Consider the following 2,014-nt stretch of genomic DNA (forward strand, 5'->3'; position numbering starts at 1 on the left):
GAATTCTTATTATGAAGGTTTTATTAAAAATTACAATTCATGAGAAAAAAAAACGTTTTAATACTTGGTGTGAGTGGTCAAGACGGAAGTTATTTGGCCCATTATTTAATAAAAAACAAATATAAAGTTATAGGTGTTTCAAGAAAAAAAAGCAGCATATCTAATCATATTAAGCTTGGTATAGAAAAAAAAGTTATAATAAAAAATTTTAATTATAATGATTATGATAAAATGAAATCAGTAATAATTAAAAATAATATTAATCAAATCTATTTTTTATCAGGCCAACCCAAGCCTTCTTTATCTGATAAAAATATTTTAGAAACTTTATATAGTAATATCATTCCGGTCTATAATATCATTGATATTATTATAAATCATAAAAAGAATATAAAATTTTTTAATAGCTCATCATGTGAAATATTTAAAATTTCAAATAAAAAAATGGATGAGACAAGCGAGAAAGAACCTAATAGTATTTATGCTTTGAGTAAACTAATATCCTTTGAAATGGTTAAATTTTTCAGAGAAAAATTTTCTCTTAGTATATGTTCAGGTATTTTATTTCACCATGATTCAGTTTTAAGAGATAAAAACTATGTCATACAAAAAATAATAAAAAATGTAATTAAAATCAAAAAGGATAATAAGAAAAAATTGATGTTAGGTAGTATAGAAATAAGTCGGGACTGGGGGTGGGCTCCTGAATATGTAAAAGTAATGTTTAAAATTCTAAATCAAAAAAAAGTTGATGACTATATTATAGCAACAGGAAAAACTATTAAATTAAAATCTGTATTAGATAAAGTTTTTAAACTAAATAATCTTAATTGGAAAAATCATGTAACTACAAAAAAAAAATTTTTTAGAAAATACGATAGCAAAATAAGAAATGCTAATGTATCAAAAATTAAAAAAGATTTAGGATGGGAAGCTAAAAACAGTATAGATGATGTTATAAAAAATTTAATTGATAAAAGATTATTTTGATTATGGATAATGAGCTTAATTTTAGAAATTTTTTAGAAAAGAGTGTAATTCAAGGAGGAAAAAGACTTAATAATGGATCTATTAATTCTAAACCTCTTTTTTCAATAATTACTGTGGTTTATAATAATGAAAAATATCTAGAAGAAACAATTAAAAGCGTAGTAAATCAAAAATTTCAAAACTTTGAATATATTATAATTGACGGTGGCTCATCAGATAAAACTTTAGATATTATTAAGAGATATGATAGTCAAATTGATTACTGGATAAGTGAAAAAGATAAAGGTATTTATGATGCATTTAACAAAGGTATGTCCTTAGCTAAAGGTGACTTTATAGGAATTGTAAACTCTGATGATACTTATTTTGATAATGCTTTAGAAATTATAGCTAAATATATTAATAAGTTAACCAATAAAGAAATAGATTTTATTTTTGGAAGTGTAAAAAAACACTGGGGTATTCTTTATGGATATAGACCAGAGAAAATTTATTATAGTTGGGGTTTTTACTCTAGTCATTCTACAGGTTTTTTTTTAAGAAGAAGTTCAGCAAAAAAAATAGGTCTTTATAATATTAATTATAAGTACCATGCTGATTATGATTATTTTTATAGAATGATTGTAAAAAAAAAAATGAAAGGAACTTCTACAAAAAAAAACGAAATTACAGGTAATTTTAGAAGAGGTGGCTACTCTAGTAAAATTAAATTTAGAAAATTATTTATGGAAGAACTAAGGATTAGATATAATAATGGCCAAAGTATTATCTTGATAATTATTATATTTGTGTACAAATCAATAAAAAACTTTAAAAAAATTTTATTTTCTTGAAAATTATAATTACAGGTGCTGCAGGATTTATTGGGTCGAGATTATGTTTAGAATTAATTAAAAATCCTAATAATAAAGTTTATGGTATAGATAGCCTTGATAGTTACTATTCTATAAAATTAAAAAAAAAAAGATTAATTGAGCTAGAAAGAAAAAAAAATTTTAAATTTTACAAAATAGATTTAAAAGAT

General features: G+C 22.4%; 3 protein-coding genes. All 3 read left to right on the forward strand.

What is annotated here, in order from left to right; translation table 11 throughout:
- Positions 1-39: 39 nt before the first annotated feature.
- Positions 40-990: a GDP-mannose 4,6-dehydratase gene (locus AMN80_RS00945; protein ID WP_075520159.1), complete on the forward strand. Its 951-nt coding sequence runs from the start codon at positions 40-42 to the stop codon at positions 988-990.
- Between the two features lie 2 nt (positions 991-992).
- Positions 993-1,823: a glycosyltransferase family 2 protein gene (locus tag AMN80_RS00950; protein WP_082256522.1), complete on the forward strand. Its 831-nt coding sequence runs from the start codon at positions 993-995 to the stop codon at positions 1,821-1,823.
- Positions 1,820-2,014, forward strand: a 195-nt coding sequence (locus AMN80_RS00955) for a GDP-mannose 4,6-dehydratase (RefSeq protein ID WP_143323367.1), incomplete at its 3' end; no start/stop codon positions are given. The genes AMN80_RS00950 and AMN80_RS00955, both read left to right, overlap by 4 nt.

The organism is Candidatus Pelagibacter communis, from assembly GCF_001179985.1.
GTDB lineage: Bacteria > Pseudomonadota > Alphaproteobacteria > Pelagibacterales > Pelagibacteraceae > Pelagibacter > Pelagibacter ubique_J.

What these genes read in the sequence shown, in the direction of transcription:
- AMN80_RS00945 (WP_075520159.1), top strand. Translation starts at nt 40, where the DNA reads ATGAGAAAAAAAAACGTTTTAATACTTGGTGTGAGTGGTCAAGACGGA.
- AMN80_RS00950 (WP_082256522.1), top strand. Translation starts at nt 993, where the DNA reads ATGGATAATGAGCTTAATTTTAGAAATTTTTTAGAAAAGAGTGTAATT.